13 protein-coding genes are annotated in these 15,901 nt (G+C 62.7%); 6 read left to right on the forward strand and 7 right to left on the reverse strand.

The window, feature by feature from the left end; genetic code table 11:
* Window positions 1-21 precede the first annotated feature (21 nt).
* The 4 genes from ONG87_RS04070 to ONG87_RS04085 all read right to left on the reverse strand — a co-directional run bounded on the left by ONG87_RS04070 (window position 22) and on the right by ONG87_RS04085 (window position 6,065).
* Window positions 22-1,620 (reverse strand): ABC transporter substrate-binding protein, encoded by a 1,599-nt coding sequence (locus tag ONG87_RS04070; protein WP_122479530.1) that lies wholly within the window; start codon window positions 1,618-1,620, stop codon window positions 22-24.
* 212 nt (window positions 1,621-1,832) lie between these two features.
* Complete coding sequence (locus ONG87_RS04075; protein ID WP_185794064.1) at window positions 1,833-3,434, reverse strand: ABC transporter substrate-binding protein; 1,602 nt, start codon at window positions 3,432-3,434, stop codon at window positions 1,833-1,835.
* 256 nt (window positions 3,435-3,690) lie between these two features.
* A complete protein-coding gene (locus tag ONG87_RS04080; protein WP_192057686.1) occupies window positions 3,691-5,292 on the reverse strand; it encodes an ABC transporter substrate-binding protein in 1,602 nt (533 codons plus the stop codon).
* Window positions 5,293-5,354: 62 nt separating this feature from the next.
* Window positions 5,355-6,065, reverse strand: a complete 711-nt coding sequence (locus ONG87_RS04085; RefSeq protein ID WP_192057685.1) for an SIMPL domain-containing protein — start codon at window positions 6,063-6,065, stop codon at window positions 5,355-5,357.
* A 169-nt stretch (window positions 6,066-6,234) separates the two neighbouring features.
* Here ONG87_RS04085 and ONG87_RS04090 point away from each other — a divergent pair, with 169 nt between their 5' ends.
* The 6 genes from ONG87_RS04090 (at window position 6,235) to ONG87_RS04115 (ending at window position 12,768) form a co-directional block, all read left to right on the forward strand.
* Window positions 6,235-7,494, forward strand: coding sequence for an ATP-binding protein (locus ONG87_RS04090; RefSeq protein ID WP_122479526.1), 1,260 nt, complete (start codon window positions 6,235-6,237; stop codon window positions 7,492-7,494).
* Entirely contained in the window at window positions 7,491-8,051 is a 561-nt protein-coding gene (locus ONG87_RS04095; RefSeq protein WP_122479525.1) for a response regulator transcription factor, read from the forward strand. The genes ONG87_RS04090 and ONG87_RS04095 overlap by 4 nt, the downstream gene beginning before the upstream one ends.
* Before the next feature lie 154 nt (window positions 8,052-8,205).
* On the forward strand, window positions 8,206-8,955 hold the full coding sequence (locus ONG87_RS04100; RefSeq protein WP_122479524.1) for a FadR/GntR family transcriptional regulator: 750 nt from the start codon (window positions 8,206-8,208) through the stop codon (window positions 8,953-8,955).
* A gap of 350 nt (window positions 8,956-9,305) precedes the next feature.
* The gene (gene kdgD / locus ONG87_RS04105) at window positions 9,306-10,217 is read left to right on the forward strand and encodes a 5-dehydro-4-deoxyglucarate dehydratase (protein WP_122479523.1); all 912 of its coding nucleotides are present in this window, start codon (window positions 9,306-9,308) and stop codon (window positions 10,215-10,217) included.
* 208 nt (window positions 10,218-10,425) lie between these two features.
* Entirely contained in the window at window positions 10,426-11,367 is a 942-nt protein-coding gene (locus tag ONG87_RS04110; protein ID WP_185794060.1) for an AEC family transporter, read from the forward strand.
* A 45-nt stretch (window positions 11,368-11,412) separates the two neighbouring features.
* Window positions 11,413-12,768, forward strand: coding sequence for an amino acid permease (locus ONG87_RS04115; protein WP_122479521.1), 1,356 nt, complete (start codon window positions 11,413-11,415; stop codon window positions 12,766-12,768).
* A gap of 13 nt (window positions 12,769-12,781) precedes the next feature.
* Here the strand turns inward: ONG87_RS04115 and ONG87_RS04120 are convergent, their stop codons facing one another.
* The 3 genes from ONG87_RS04120 to gatB form a co-directional block, all read right to left on the reverse strand.
* Window positions 12,782-13,807 (reverse strand): calcium/sodium antiporter, encoded by a 1,026-nt coding sequence (locus ONG87_RS04120; protein ID WP_122479736.1) that lies wholly within the window; start codon window positions 13,805-13,807, stop codon window positions 12,782-12,784.
* A gap of 57 nt (window positions 13,808-13,864) precedes the next feature.
* Entirely contained in the window at window positions 13,865-14,230 is a 366-nt protein-coding gene (locus ONG87_RS04125) for a septal ring lytic transglycosylase RlpA family protein (RefSeq protein WP_264382263.1), read from the reverse strand.
* Window positions 14,231-14,445: 215 nt separating this feature from the next.
* Window positions 14,446-15,891 (reverse strand): Asp-tRNA(Asn)/Glu-tRNA(Gln) amidotransferase subunit GatB, encoded by a 1,446-nt coding sequence (gene gatB / locus ONG87_RS04130; protein WP_122479519.1) that lies wholly within the window; start codon window positions 15,889-15,891, stop codon window positions 14,446-14,448.
* Window positions 15,892-15,901 lie beyond the last annotated feature (10 nt).

Here is a 15,901-nt window from a genome sequence, read left to right on the forward strand (position 1 = left end):
GTTTGGGAGGGCTGGGCTTATCTAGTCGCGGACGCTTACGCCGCCGAAATCGTTACGCCCGAACGGGCTGACCTTGAAGCCGTCGACCTTGGCGCTGACCGGCTGGTTGACGGTGGAGTGGGCGATCGGGGTGATCGGCACCTGCTGCTTGAGCAACTGCTGCGCCTGGCGATAGAGCACGCTGCGCTCGTCGCGATCGGTCACGCGCTTGGCCTGCTGCACCAGCTTGTCGTAGTCCTGGTTGCACCACATCGAGTAGTTGTTGCTGCCAATCGCATCGCAGCTGTACAGCGTGCCCAACCAGTTGTCCGGGTCACCGTTGTCGCCAGTCCAGCCAATCAGCGAAACGTCGTGTTCGCCGCGTTTGGTGCGGTCCAGGTACTCGCCCCATTCGTAGCTGACGATCTTGACCTTGAGGCCGATCTTGCCCCAGTCGGCCTGCAGCATTTCAGCCATCAGCTTGGCGTTGGGGTTGTACGGACGCTGCACGGGCATGGCCCAGAGGGTGATCTCGGTGCCTTCCTTGACCCCGGCGGCCTGCAGCATCTGCTTGGCTTTCTCCGGGTCGAAAGGTGCGTCCTTGATGCTCTCGTCGTAGGACCACTGGGTCGGCGGCATGGCATTGACTGCTTTTTGCCCGGCACCCTGGTAGACGGCCTTGAGGATGGCGTCCTTGTTCACCGCCATGTCCATCGCCTGGCGCACTTCCAGCTGGTCGAACGGCTTGTGGCGTACGTTGTAGGTGATGTAGCCCAGGTTGTAGCCGGCCTGCTCCATGACCTTGAGCTTGGGGTCTGCCTTGAGGCCCGCAAGGTCGGCGGGGCGTGGGTAGGCCGTCACCTGGCATTCGTTCTTCTTGAGCTTCTGCATGCGCACCGAAGCATCGGTGTTGATGGCGAAAATCAGCTGGTCGACCTTTACCTGGCTCATGTCCCAGTACTGCGGGTTGGCCTTGTAGCGGATCTGCGAGTCCTTCTGGTAACGCTGGAAGGCGAACGGGCCGGTGCCGATCGGCTTCTGGTTGATGTCGCGCATGTTGCCGCTCTTGAGCAGCTGGTCGGCGTACTCGGCGGACAGGATGGAGGCGAAGTTCATGGCGATGTTCTGCACGAACGCGGCATCCACGGCGTTGAGGGTGAACACCACGGTGTGGTCGTCGGCTTTCTCGACCTTGGCGATGTTCTTGTCCAGGCTCATGCTGACGAAGTAGGGAAACTCGGTGGGGTAGGCCTTGCGGAACGGCTGGTTGGGGTCGAGCATGCGGTTGAAGGTGAACAGCACGTCGTCGGCGTTGAAGTCACGGGTCGGCTTGAACGCCTCGTTGCTGTGGAACTTGACCCCTTCGCGCAGGTGGAAGGTGTAGGTCAGGCCGTCTTCCGAGATGTCCCATTTGGTGGCCAGTGCGGGAATGACACTGGTCCCGCCTTTTTCGAATTCGGTCAGGCGGTTGTAGATCGGTTGCGAAGCATCGTTGTCGGTGCCGCTGGTGTACTGGGCGATGTCGAAACCTGCGGGGCTGCCTTCGGAGCAGTACACCAGGCTGTTCGCGGCCTGGCTGAGGCCGACCTGGCCGAGCAGGCCCAGAGCGAGCATGGCGGAGCAAAGCTTTGTATGTCGCATGATAGTCCCTGTCTTGTTGTTTTCCGATCGTGGGTCGCCAGTCCCCTGGCAGGAATAGGACGGCCGTCGCCAAGGAAAGCTAGTTCCATTTGACTAAGGTGTATGTCGGCGTATTCCGGTAATGCTGTGGGAAAGATCCTGGCGTTTGTGCAGGCGAAGTGAGCGACGGACCTGCCGGTCCATCGCTCGCCTGCATGGGGGAGACGCCTTTGTCAGTCCTTCAGGCCTACGCCATAGAACGAGTTCAAGCCAAAGGGGCTGATCTTGAAGTCGGTGACCTTGGCGCTCATGGGCTGGTAGACCGTGGAGTGCGCGATCGGGGTGATCGGCACCTGTTCCTTGAGGCGCACCTGGGCCTGCTTGTACAGTTCGGTACGCTTGGCCTGGTCGGGCGTGGCCTTGGCGGTCTTGATCAACTGGTCGTAGTCCTTGTCGCACCACTTCGAGAAGTTGTTGCCGTTCACCGCGTCGCAGCCGTACAGGGTGCCGAGCCAGTTGTCCGGGTCACCGTTGTCGCCGCTCCAGCCGATCAGCATGGCATCGGTCTCGCCGGCCTTGGCTCGCTTGAGGTACTCACCCCATTCGTAACTGACGATCTTGGCCTTGATACCCACCTTGGCCCAGTCCGATTGCAGCATCTCGGCCATCAACTTGGCATTGGGGTTGTAGGGACGCTGCACCGGCATCGCCCACAGGGTGATCTCGGTACCTTCCTTGACGCCGGCCTCCTTGAGCAGCTTCTTGGCCTCTTCCACGTTGTAGCCGGCGTCCTTGATGCTTTCGTCGTAGGACCACTGGGTCGGCGGCATGGCGTTCACTGCCAGCTGGCCAGCGCCCTGGTACACGGCTTCGATGATGCTTTTCTTGTTCACGGCCATGTCCAGCGCCTGGCGGACCTTGAGGTTGCCCAGCGGTTCATGGGTGACGTTGTAGGCGATGTAGCCCAGGTTGAAGCCGGCCTGGTCAGGCATCTGCAGCTTGTTGTCTTCCTTGAGCGGCTTGAGGTCGGCCGGGCGTGGGTACACGCTGACCTGGCATTCGTTCTTCTTGAGTTTCTGCATGCGCACCGATGCATCGGTGGTGATGGCGAAGATCAGGTTGTCGATCTTCACGTCATCCGGGTTCCAGTAGTCCTTGTTGCCCTTGTAGCGAATCTGCGCGTCTTTCTGGTAGCGGTTGAACACGAACGGGCCGGTGCCGATCGGCTTCTGGTTGATGTCGGCGGCCTTGCCCTGCTTCAGCAGTTGGGCGGCGTATTCGGCGGACTGGATCGAGGCGAAGCTCATCGCCATGTTCTGGATGAAGGCGGCATCGACGGTCTTCAGGGTGAAGCGAACGGTGTGGTCGTCGAGCTTCTCGATGTTGGTGATGTTCTCGTCCATGCCCATGTCGGTGAAGTACGGGAACTCGGTCGGATAGGCTTTGCGGAACGGCATGTTCTTGTCGATCATGCGGTTGAACGTGAACAGCACGTCGTCGGCGTTGAATTCGCGGGACGGCTTGAAGTAGTCGGTGGTGTGGAACTTGACCCCTTCGCGCAGGTGGAAGGTGTAGGTCAGTGCGTCTTCGGAGATGTCCCAGCTCGTGGCCAGGCCAGGAATGACCGCAGTGCCGCCACGCTCGAACTGGCTCAGACGGTTGAAGACGGTTTCTGCAGAAGCGTCGAAATCCGTGCCACTGGTATACAGCGCCGGGTCAAAACCCGCCGGACTGCCTTCGGAGCAGAATACAAGGTTGCTCGCAGCATGGGCGAAAGGGGCGCTGGCAAGCAGGCCGGCCCCGACGATGAACGGAATGACCGCGGTTTTGAGCATGGTGGCCTCAGTTGTTGTCATTTTAAGAATGAGGGCGACCTTGTGGGCCGACCCGGCCGATACTTATGCAGGCGGCATACCCAAATCAACTGTTTGCATCGAATCGGGGTTGAAACGGTGGGACGGGCGTACACGAATGTCGCATCGATATAATTTTTTCGATAGTTGAACGCACGATCAATAACGTTTTGCAGCAGAACGCACGCTTATCGACCCCACTGCACCACGCTGGCGCACTGCAATGGGGCGTTAGGTATCACTGCGAGAGGCTGACACCGTAGAAAGGGGTCAGGCCGAAGGGGCTGATGCGGAAGTCCTGAACTTCCTTGCGCATGGGCTGGAACACCGTGGAGTTGGCGATGGGCGTGATCGGCACCTGTTGCTTGAGGATGCGCTGCGCCTGCTGGTACAGCTTCACACGCTCGTCGCGATCGCTGCTCAGCTTGGCCTGCTGGATCAGCTTGTCGTAGGCCGGGTCGCACCATTTGGCGTAGTTGCTGCCCTTGACCGCCGCACAGCTGTAGAGCACACCGAGCCAGTTGTCGGGGTCGCCGTTGTCGCCGGTCCAGCCGTAGATCATGGTGTCGTGCTCGCCGTTCTTGGCGCGCTTGATGTACTCGCCCCATTCGTAGCTGACGATGTTGGCCTTGATGCCGACCTTGGCCCAATCGCTCTGGATCATCTGCGCCGACATGCGCGCGTTGGGGTTGGAAGCGCGCTGCACCGTCATGGCCCACAGGTCGATGGTCGTGCCTTCCTTGATCCCGGCTTCCTTGAGCAGCGCGCGGGCCTTGGTGATGTCGTGGGGCGCGTCCTTGATGCCCGTGTCGTAAGACCATTGCGCAGGGGGCAGGGCGTTCTGTGCCAGTTGGCCGGCGCTCTGGTACACCGCCTTGATGATGGCGGGCTTGTCGATCGCCATGTCCAGTGCCTGACGCACCTTGAGTTGATCGAGCGGCGGATGGGTCACGTTGTAGGCAAGGAAGCCCAGGTTGAAGCCGGGCTGGCTGAGCACACGCAGGTTGGGGTCCTGTTTCATCACCTCGATGTCGGCGGGACGCGGATAGCCGCTGACCTGGCATTCGCCGGCCTTGAGTTTCTGCAGGCGCACGGCAGCATCGGTGTTGATCGCGAAGATCAGGTTGTCGAGCTTGACGTCTTCAGGCTTCCAGTACGCCTTGTTGGCAACGTAGCGGATCTGCGAATCCTTCTGATAGCGCTTGAAGACGAACGGGCCGGTGCCGATCGGTTTCTGATTGATGTCGGCAGCCTTGCCCTGCTTGAGCAGCTGCGCGGCATATTCGGCGGATTGCACCGAGGCGAAGCTCATGGCCAGGTTCTGCACGAACGCGGCATCGACCGTGGCGAGGGTGAAGACGACGGTGTGCTCGTCCTGTTTGCTGACCGACTTGATGTTGGTGTTCAGGCCCATGTCGGTGAAGTAGGGCGATTCCGAAGGGTAGGCCTTGCGAAAGGGGTGCTCGGGATCGAGCAGGCGCTGGAAGGTGAACAGCACGTCGTCGGCGTTGAAATCGCGGCTGGGCGTGAAGTAGTCGGTGCTGTGGAACTTGACCCCTTCGCGCAAGTGAAAGGTGTAGCTCAAACCGTCGGCCGATACGTCCCAGGAGGTGGCCAGGCCAGGCTCGACTTCGGTGCCGCCGCGCTTGAACTGGGTCAGGCGATTGAAGACGGTTTCCGCCGAAGCGTCGAAATCGGTGCCGCTGGTGTATTGGCTGGGGTCGAAGCCGGCGGGGCTGGCTTCTGAGCAGTACACCAGGGTGCTCGCGGCCTGGGCCATGGGCATCCCGGCACACAGGGCAGCGGTCAGGAGCAGTGGCTTGAAGGCGGGGATGTGCATGGGGGCCTCGGCAGATGAATGGCAATAGGGGATAGGGCCGCCCGATCAAGGGCGGCAGCGCATCAAGGCATCACGACTTCGATGACGCCATCAGCGTTGATGCTGACCTCGCTGGTGCCGGCTTCCACGTCCGGGGTTACCGGGGCAGCGTCGGAACGGGCGGCTTTCATCATCATCGGGGCGGACGCGTAGGGCCGCGGATAGCCCGCGCTGTTGAGGTTGAGATTGACCACCTTGTAGCTCTTGCCACCCAAGGCGTCGGTGGCCAGTTGAGCACGGGCCTTGAACGCAGCGACGGCTTCCTTGAGCAGGGCGTCTTCGCTCTGCTTGCGGGTCTTGTCGGCGATCGAGAAGTCCATGGCGCCCATTTTCAGGCTCTGCAGCAGTTCGCCGGTGAGTTTGGACAGCGCGGGGAAATCGGCGCTTTCCAGGCGCACTTCCGCGCGCTCGCGCCAGCCGGTGATGGCCTGGCCTTTGTCGTCATAGATCGGGTAGCTGTTGCGGCTGCCCTGGCGCACGATCACGCCCTTGACTTCGCGCGCCTGGGCGAGGGCCTTGTTCAAGGTGTCGGTGATGCCGGCGGCGAGCTTGGCCGGGTCGGCGTTCTGCTCTTCGCTGTAGAGGGTTACGAGCATCAGGTCGCGGGGCACTTCCTGGCTGACCTCGGCGCGCAGGGAAATCTGGTTGTAGCGGGCTTCGTCGGCCAGCGCGGGAAGGCTGGCCAGCAGGCTCGCGCCAAGGACCAAAGCGGCGCTGCGGGTGATGACGGGCATGGAAAACTCCTTGTTGTAGGTGCTGGGTAAGACTGGCCAGGCCGGATGCGGTTCCTGAACGATGCCCGGTTCATGCGTTTCGCGCGGTCATTTGCCGCAGTTTCCGCTGTCGGCGTGTCGAGTTGGTTATACTTGCACCGATCCGCCTGCAGAGCTCACTGGAGAGCAAATGCTCGCCCATCCTATGCCTCTTTCCGCTTCACGCCAGAACCTCTGGCGCCTGACCTTCATCCGCACCCTGGTACTGGCCGCTCAGGCCGGCTCGGTCGGTTTCGCCTACCTCACGCATCTACTGCCTTTGCCTTGGCTGGCGCTGAGCACCACCCTGGCGGTGTCCGCCATACTCTGCGCGCTGACCGTCCTGCGCCTGCGCTTCTCGTTGCCGGTCACCGAGCTCGAGTACGCCCTGCAACTGGCCTGCGACCTGCTGATCCACAGCGTCCTGCTCTACTATTCGGGCGGCGGCGCCAACCCGTTCGTGTCCTACTACCTGGTGCCCCTGACCATTGCCGCCGTGACCCTGCCGTGGGTCTACTCCCTGGTGCTCTCAGGCATCGCGCTGGCCTGCTACACCTTCATGCTGGCGCACTTCTACCCCCTCGACACGCTGCCGATCGGCCGTGAAAACCTGCAGATCTACGGCATGTGGCTGAGCTTCGCCCTGGCCGCTTCGGTGATTACCTTCTTCGCCGCCAAGATGGCCGAAGAGCTGCGGCGCCAGGAACAGCTGCGTGCCCAGCGCCGCGAAGAAGGCCTGCGCGACCAGCAACTGCTGGCCGTGGCCACCGAGGCTGCGGGCGCTGCCCATGAGCTGGGTACGCCGCTCGCCACCATGAGCGTGCTGCTCAAGGAAATGCGCCAGGACCATCCCCAGCCTGAACTGCAGGAAGACCTGCAGGTGCTGCAGGATCAGGTCAAGCTGTGCAAGGAAACCCTCCAGCAACTGGTGCGGGCTGCCGAAGCCAACCGACGCATGGCCGTGGTCGATCAGCCGGTCACCGCCTGGCTCGACGAAGCCCTCAATCGCTGGCACCTGATGCGCCCCGAGTCCAGCTACCGTTTCCACCGCCTGGGCCAAGGCGAGGTGCCGCACCTGTCGCCGCCTCCGGACCTCACCCAGGCGCTGCTCAACCTGCTCAACAACGCCGCCGATGCCTGCCCCGACAACCTCGAGGTCAAGCTGGACTGGGACAGTGAAGACATCTTCATCGTGATCCGCGACCACGGCGCGGGTGTTCCCCTGGCCATTGCCGAGCAGATCGGCAAACCGTTCTTCACTACCAAGGGCAAGGGCTTCGGCCTTGGCCTGTTCTTGAGCAAGGCCAGCGTGACTCGCGCCGGCGGCTCGGTAAAACTCTATAGTCATGAAGAGGGCGGCACGCTCACCGAGCTGCGCCTGCCCCGTGGCGTCCCAGGAGATGATCGATGACTGACGAAAACCAAGTCGAAGGCGAAGAGCTGCCGCACCTGTTGCTGGTGGACGACGACGCCACGTTTACCCGCGTGATGGCCCGTGCCATGACCCGCCGAGGCTTTCGCGTAAGCACCGCAGGCAGCGCCGAGGAAGGCTTGAAGCTGGCCCAGGACGATGTACCCGACTACGCCGCGCTGGACCTGAAGATGGAAGGCGATTCGGGCCTGGTGCTGCTGCCCAAGCTGCTGGAGCTGGATCCGGAAATGCGCGTGGTGATTCTCACCGGCTATTCGAGCATCGCCACTGCAGTGGAGGCGATCAAGCGTGGCGCCTGCAACTACCTGTGCAAGCCGGCCGACGCCGATGACGTACTGGCGGCGCTGTCGGCCGAACACGCTGACCTCGACACGCTGGTGCCGGAAAACCCGATGTCGGTCGACCGCCTGCAATGGGAGCACATCCAGCGAGTGCTCACCGAGCACGCCGGCAACATTTCCGCCACGGCGCGAGCGCTGGGTATGCACCGGCGTACCCTGCAACGCAAATTGCAGAAACGCCCCGTGCGTCGGTGAACCCGCGTGGAGCGCTCTGGCTGGCGCCCTGCGCGCCTGGGCAGGCGGCATTCGCCCGCCCGCCGGGCCCTGCGGCAGCTCATGCCATGATCGTACAACCCGCTTTAGGCTATGATTGCTTCAATCACCGACCGTTTCGAGAATGACTTTCACTATGGATACTCAGAGCGCCGCCCCACGCGCCCGTCGCAAACCGCGCAGCCTGGCCCAGGAACTGGTGGCCGTGCTGACCCAGCGCATCCTCGATGGTGACCTCAAGCGTGGCGACAAGCTGCCTACCGAGTCGGCCATCATGGAAGAGCAGGGCGTCAGCCGGACCGTGGTGCGTGAAGCCATTTCCCGGCTGCAGGCGGCAGGTCAGGTCGAAACCCGCCACGGCATCGGCACCTTCGTGCTGGATACGCCCAGCCCGAGTGGTTTTCGCATCGATCCAGCGACCATCGTGACCTTGCGCGATGTGCTCGCCGTGCTCGAGCTGCGCATCAGCCTGGAAGTGGAGTCCGCCGGGCTGGCCGCCAGCCGTCGCTCACCCGAGCAACTGGCGGCGATGCGCGCGGCCCTCGATGCGCTGAACGAAAGCGCGGCCCATGCCAGCGATGCAGTGGCGTCCGATTTCCAGTTCCATCTGCAGATTGCCTTGTCCACTGGCAACCGCTATTTCACCGACATCATGACGCACCTGGGCACCAGCATCATTCCCCGCACCCGCCTGAATTCGGCACGTCTGGCACATGACGACCAGCAGCACTACATGACCCGACTCAGTCGCGAGCACGAGGAAATCTACGACGCCATCGCCCGCCAGGATTCCGATGCCGCGCGCGCAGCCATGCGCCTGCACCTGACCAACAGCCGCGAGCGCTTGCGCCAAGCGCACCAGGAAGCCGAAGCGGGCAGGGGCTGAACGCCGCGTCGGCGGTCGGCGCGGTGATCTGGCAGATCGCAGCGAGGCCGGACGCGGCTAGCGCCGCTGCTACAGAAACACCGCAACCCTTGTAGCAGCGGCGCAAGCCGCGTCGGCGGCTGGCGCGGTGTATCTGGCAGGGCGCGGTGCGGCCGGACGCGGCTTGCGCCGCTGCTACAGGGATCCCGTGTGTCGTCTCGGCATTCGGCGAAGCCCATTCGGGACAATCTGAAAATACTTCGTTCAACCTATTGAGGAACTGCATAAGTAGTTGTACGATGACGTACGACATCAGCCAGCCATGGCTGCTTGGTTGTTCAATTTTCCATGCGACTCAGGGTGTTCAAACAATGAATCCACAAGAACTAAAGTCCATCCTCAATCACGGCCTGCTGTCTTTTCCAGTAACCGACTTCACTGCCCAGGGCGACTTCCATCGCGAAGGCTACATCAAGCGCCTGGAATGGCTTGCCCCCTACGGCGCCAGCGCCCTGTTCGCCGCCGGCGGCACCGGTGAGTTCTTCTCCCTGGCTGCCAGCGAATACTCGCAAGTGATCAAGACTGCCGTCGACACCTGCGCCACCAGCGTGCCTATCCTCGCCGGCGTCGGTGGTTCCACTCGCCAGGCCATCGAGTATGCACAGGAAGCCGAGCGCCTGGGCGCGAAGGGTCTGCTGCTGCTGCCGCACTACCTGACCGAAGCGAGCCAGGACGGCGTAGCCGCCCACGTCGAGGCCGTGTGCAAATCGGTCAACATCGGCGTCATCGTCTACAACCGCAATGTCTGCCGTTTGAACGCGCCATTGCTGGAACGCCTGGCCGAAAGCTGCCCGAACCTGATCGGCTACAAGGACGGCCTGGGCGACATCGAACTGATGGTGTCGATCCGCCGTCGCCTGGGCGACCGCTTCAGCTACCTGGGTGGCCTGCCGACCGCCGAAGTCTATGCAGCGGCCTACAAGGCTCTGGGTGTGCCGGTGTATTCGTCCGCCGTGTTCAACTTCATCCCGAAGACCGCCATGGACTTCTACCGCGCAATCGCCGCTGAAGATCATGTCACCGTGGGCAAGTTGATCGACGACTTCTTCCTGCCTTACCTGGACATTCGCAATCGTAAATCCGGCTACGCAGTCAGCATCGTCAAGGCAGGCGCGAAGATTGCCGGCTACGACGCAGGCCCGGTGCGCACCCCGCTGACCGACCTGACCGGCGAAGAGTACGAAATGCTCGCTGCCCTGATGGACAAGATGGGTCCGCAGTAAGTCTCGAAACTGCAGTGCGGCTTTCGCGGCCGCTGACCGCTCCTATGGGAATCCTGCATACACTGAGGATCTCTGTGGGAGCGGGGCGGGGGGCCAGCCCTCTGCCCGCGAAGCGGCCCTGCCTGCCATACCTTTCCAGAATTTCCCCGCCTGACCCCCACATCCTCGCTATCATTGTCGCCTGACCCCAGGCAACAGGTTCCCCGGCATGCTCGCCCTATTTCTGCAGACCCTGAACGTGACCGCTCCGGTGTTCGCCATGCTGTTTCTCGGCTACGGGCTGAAGCGGATCGAGTGGATCAACGACAACTTCATCAAGACCGCCTCGGCCCTGGTGTTCAACGTCTGCATGCCGTCGCTGCTGTTTCTGGGCATCTACCATGCCGACCTGCGCTCTGCACTCAAGCCGGGCCTGCTCGTGTATTTCGTGGTGGCCACGGTGGGCAGCTTCGCCATCGCCTGGTGGATCGCCACCAAGCGATGCCCGCAAGTCGACCGTGGGGTGTTCACCCAGGGCGCCTTTCGCGGCAACAACGGTGTCATCGGCCTGGCCCTGGCGGGCAGCATGTATGGCGACTACGGCATCTCCCTGGGCTCGATCCTCGCCGGTTTGGTGATCGTGCTCTACAACTCGCTGTCGGTAGTGGTGCTGGCGATCTACAGCCCGAACATCAAGTCCGATCCGCTCAGCATCTGCAAAAGCATCCTGGTCAACCCGTTGATCATCAGCGTGGTATTGGCCGTGCCCTTCGCCTGGTTGCAGGTGCCCATTCCCAACTGGATCCTGACCTCCGCTGACTACGTCGCGCAAATGAGCCTGCCGCTGGCGCTGATCTGCATCGGCGGGACCCTGTCGCTGGCCGCATTGCGCAGCAGTGGTTCGGTGGCGCTGAGTGCCAGCGCGGTGAAAATGATCCTGCTGCCGATCGTCGGTACCTTCGGTGCCTGGCTGTTGGGCTTTCGCGGGGCGGAACTGGGCATTCTGTTCCTGTATATTGGCGCTCCTTCGGCCTCGGTCGGTTATGTCATGGTGCGGGCCAGCGGCGGCAACTATTCGCTCGCCGCCGCCATCATCGTCATCACCACCCTGGCGGCAGCCATCACCACCAATATCGGAATATTCCTGTTGCAGTGGGGCGGCTGGATCTAGACGCTGCTTGCACACCCGCAAGCATTCACCCGCTAAGGAACCGCAATGGATGATCAATCCACCCCCGAAGGTCTGCATCGGGGTCTGAAAAACAGGCATATCCAGCTCATTGCCCTGGGCGGGGCGATCGGCACCGGCCTGTTCCTGGGCATCGCCCAGACCATCGGCATGGCCGGCCCGTCGGTCATCCTGGGTTACGCCATCGGCGGCCTGATCGCCTTCTTCATCATGCGCCAGCTGGGCGAAATGGTCGTTGAAGAGCCGGTCACCGGTACCTTCAGCCATTTCGCCAACCGCTACTGGAGCGGCCTGGCCGGCTTCATGTCCGGTTGGAACTATTGGGTGCTGTATGTGCTGGTAGGCATGGCCGAGTTGACCGCCGTGGGCATCTACATCAAGTACTGGTGGCCGGACGTGCCGACCTGGGCCTCGGCCGCGGTGTTCTTCGTGCTGATCAACGCGATCAACATGTTCCAGGTGAAGATCTATGGCGAGATGGAGTTCTGGTTTTCGCTGATCAAGGTGGCCGCCATCGTCAGCATGATCGGCTTCGGCGCCTGGATGCTGGCCACCGGCAGCGGTGGGCCGGACGCCAGCATCGCCAACCTGTGGCAATACGGCGGCTTCTTCCCCAACGGCATCGGTGGATTGACCCTGGCCATGGCGGTCATCATGTTTTCCTTCGGTGGCCTGGAGCTGGTCGGCATCACCGCCGCCGAAGCCGATGATCCCAAGCGCAGCATCCCCAAGGCCACCAACCAGGTGATCTACCGGATCCTGCTGTTCTACGTGGGCGCCTTGACCATCTTGTTGTCGCTGTATCCGTGGCAGAAAGTGGTCGAGGGTGGCAGCCCGTTCGTGATGATCTTCCATGCGCTGGACAGCAACGTAGTGGCAACCGTGCTCAACGTGGTAGTGCTGACCGCGGCGCTGTCGGTGTACAACAGCTGCGTCTATTGCAACAGCCGCATGCTGTTCGGCCTGGCGGTGCAGGGCGATGCGCCCAAGACCCTGCTCAAGGTCAACCGCCGTGGCGTGCCCATGAAAGCGCTGGGTATTTCCGCCATGGCGACCGGGTTGAGCGTGGTCATCAACTACCTGATGCCGGGCGAGGCCTTCGGCTTGTTGATGGCGTTGGCCGTGTCCGCACTGGTCATCAACTGGGGCATCATCAGCATCACTCACCTGAAGTTTCGCAAGGCCATGCGCGCCAACGGTCAGGCGACGTTCTTCCCCAGCTGGGGCTACCCGATCACCAACTGGGTATGCCTGCTGTTCCTGGCGGGCATTCTGGTGATCATGTACATGACGCCGGGAATCCGCATTTCGGTGCTGTTGATTCCCTTGTGGCTTGGGGTGCTGGCCGTGGCCTGGATGGTCAAGAAGCGTCGGGCAGGGTAGGAGGCCGCCTGGCTCAGTGCTGTCGGCGCCAGGCGCGCAGGGTGCCCCACAGCACCACCGCCGCCAGCAACGGCAGCACGTAGAACAGCATCAGCTCTTCCAGCCTGGCCGCCAATGGCATGCCCGTGGTGAACGCCACCACGTGCAGGCCATACGCGACGTACAACCCCAGCAGCACCAGCCCTTCGATCCGCGTGACCCGGTATCCGGAATAGAACAGCGGCAGGCACAGCAGGGTGACGCCGAGCATCACCGGCAGGTCGAAGTCCAGCGCGTTGGGTGACACGCTCAGGGGCGCAGGTGCCAGCACTGCGGTCAGGCCGAGTACACCGAGCAGGTTGAACAGGTTGCTGCCGATGACGTTGCCCACTGCGATCTCGCGGTGACCGCGAAAGGCGGCGACCAACGACGTCGCCAGTTCCGGCAGTGAGGTGCCGACGGCCACGATGGTCAACCCGATCACCCGGTCCGACAAGCCGAAATCGGTGGCCAGCTCCAGCGCCGCTTCCAGCAGCCAGTGGCTGCCCGCGCCCAGCAGCAGCAAGCCGCCGAGCATCATGCCCAGACACTTGAGCCAGGGCGCTGTGCCCTGGGCTGTCGCCACCCGGCCCGGATGCCGAGACTGGCGCCACAGCACGCCCAGATAACCAACCAGGGCCAGAAGCAGGACGCCGCCTTCCAGGCGCCCCAACTGTTCGTTCAGGGCCAGCCCGAACACCAGCGCACTGGCTGCGATCAACAGAGGAATATCGAGCCGCAGCAGTTGCCGCGAAACCCGTAGCGGAATGATCAGCGCGGACAGCCCCAGGGTCACCAGCAAACTGAAGATATTGCTGCCCACAAGGCTGCCGACGGCGATGTCCGGCGTACCGACGAACGTCGCCTGCAGGCTGACGGCCAGCTGCGGCACACTGCTGCCCAGCGCAACCACGCCCAGGCCCACTACCAGCGGCCTGATCTTGAGCGCGGCCGCCAGGCGCACGGCGCCGCGCACCAGGCACTCGGCGCCGGCAATCAGCAGCAGCAGCCCTGCGAACAGTTGCAGCAAGGTCGGGCCGGGCAGGGTGGCAAGATCGGGGATAAGGGTCGCTCCAGGTCAGTCTTGCAAGGTCTGCACGCGCACTCGGGCCGTGCCGCTGCGCAGCATGCCCAATTCTTCGGCAGCGCCTTTTGACACATCGATCAGGCGCCCGCGCGAATGTGGGCCGCGATCGTTGATCCGCACCACTACATTGCGCTTGTTGGACAGATTGGTCACCACTACCCCGGTACCGAATGGAAGCTGGCGGTGGGCAGCGGTGAGACCGTGTTGATCGAAGCGTTCGCCACTGGCGGTGCGAGCACCGTGATGGCGTGCGCCGTAGTAGGAAGCGACCCCCTCGCGGTTGTAGCCGCGCGGGTCGATGAGGTCGTTCTGGCCGGCGCAGCCCGCCAGCACGGCAATTGCACCGACACAGCACACACGCAACGCCTGTAGCAGCGGCGCAAGCCGCGTCGGCGGTATACGCGGTCCGTTTGCTTCACCGCGTTGAAGCCGGACGCGGCTCGCGCCGCTGCTACAACTGCGCCGGACGCGGCTCGCGCCGCTGCTACAACTGCGCCGGACGCGGCTCGCGCCGCTGCTACAACTGCGCCGGACGCGGCTCGCGCCGCTGCTACAGAAAAGGCGTCGGCGCATCAACCGGCCAGCTTGCTCTTGAGCAGCTCGTTGACCTGCTGCGGATTGGCCTTGCCCTTCGAGGCTTTCATTGCCTGGCCGACGAAGAAGCCGAACATCTTGCCGCGCTTGGCTTCGTCTGCCGCGCGGTACTGTTCGACCTGCTCGGCATTGGCAGCCAGCACTTCGTCGAGCACCTTCTCGATTGCCCCGCTGTCGGTGACCTGTTTCAGGCCACGCGCCTCGATGATCTGGTCGGCATCGCCTTCACCGTTGGCCATGGCTTCGAAAACCATCTTGGCGATCTTGCCGGAGATGGTGTTGTCCTTGATGCGCTGCAGCATGCCACCCAGTTGTGCGGCGCTGACCGGCGACTCCTCGATTTCCACACCCTGCTTGTTCAACAGGCTGCCCAGCTCGACCATGACCCAGTTGGCGGCAAGCTTGGCATCGGCGCAGCTGGCCACCACCTGCTCGAAGAAGTCCGCCTGCTCACGGCTCGAAGCGAGGACGCTGGCATCGTAGGCAGACAGGCCGAACTCGTTCTTGAAGCGCTCGCGCTTGGCGGGCGGCAACTCGGGCAGGGTGGCCCGGGTGGTTTCCAGGAACGAATCCTCGATCACCACCGGCAGCAGATCGGGGTCGGGGAAGTAACGGTAGTCGTTGGCTTCCTCCTTGCTGCGCATGGCGCGTGTCTCGTCCTTGTTCGGGTCGTACAGGCGGGTCTGCTGGATGACCTTGCCGCCGTCTTCGATCAGTTCGATCTGGCGTGCGATCTCGCTGTTGATGGCGCGCTCGATGAAGCGGAACGAGTTGACGTTCTTGATCTCGCAGCGGGTGCCGAACTCGACCTGGCCCTTGGGCCGGATCGACACGTTGCAGTCACAGCGCAACGAGCCTTCGGCCATGTTGCCGTCACAGATGCCCAGGTAGCGGACCAGCGAATGCATGGCCTTGACGTAGGCCACGGCTTCCTTGGCACTGCGCATGTCGGGCTCGGAAACGATTTCCAGCAGCGGTGTGCCGGCACGGTTGAGGTCGATGCCGGTGCTGCCGCTGAAGTCCTCGTGCAGGCTCTTGCCGGCGTCTTCTTCCAGGTGCGCGCGTGTCACGCCGATACGCTTGACCGTGCCGTCTTCCAGGGTGATGTCCAGGTGGCCCTTGCCGACGATCGGCAGCTCCATCTGGCTGATCTGGTAGCCCTTGGGCAGGTCGGGATAGAAGTAGTTCTTGCGCGCGAACACGTTGTGCTGGCCGATTTCGGCGTCGATTGCCAGGCCGAACATCACGGCCATGCGCACGGCTTCCTGGTTCAGCACTGGCAGTACGCCGGGCATGCCCAGGTCGACCAGGCTGGCCTGGGTGTTCGGCTCGGAGCCGAAGGTGGTGGAGCTGCCGGAGAAAATCTTCGACTGGGTGGCGAGCTGGGTATGAATCTCCAGCCCGATCACGACTTCCCATTGCATGATGTTTCTC

The organism is Pseudomonas sp. MM227, from assembly GCF_947090715.1.
Taxonomy (GTDB): Bacteria; Pseudomonadota; Gammaproteobacteria; order Pseudomonadales; family Pseudomonadaceae; genus Aquipseudomonas; species Aquipseudomonas baltica.